The sequence below is a fragment of the Alcanivorax sp. HI0083 genome, assembly GCF_001635175.1.
In genome coordinates this window covers 1-335 of sequence record NZ_LWFX01000555.1, presented here as the reverse complement: position 1 = coordinate 335, position 335 = coordinate 1, and the positions used below count along the sequence as shown (strand labels likewise).

1 protein-coding gene is annotated in these 335 nt (G+C 52.5%); it reads left to right on the top strand.

All coding sequences use genetic code 11. The features are described from left to right. Positions 1-335, top strand: a 335-nt coding sequence (locus A3754_RS05650; RefSeq protein ID WP_197468487.1) for a copper-binding protein, incomplete at both ends; no start/stop codon positions are given.

Genomic DNA, 335 nt, shown 5'->3' with positions numbered 1-335 from the left:
ACCATGGCCCTTTCAAGAGCTTGTCCATGCCTGCCATGACCATGCGTTTTAACCTGGCGAATGAACAAGTAGGCAAAGGGATATCGGTAGGTGATCGCGTGCGCATTGGCATTCGTGATACAGACAAAGGGTTGATTGTGGAGCGCCTAGAAAAGCAGGTGGCGGAACAAAAAGACACCCAAGTGAATTCGTTGCATTACGCCGAGGGGGTTATCGAGGGGCTATCCGACGGCAAGGTCAAGCTTAAACACGGTCCTTTTAAGACGCTCGGTATGCCTGGCATGACCATGCGCTTTCGTCTTGCCAGCGAACAGGTGGCCAGCGATATAGCAGTG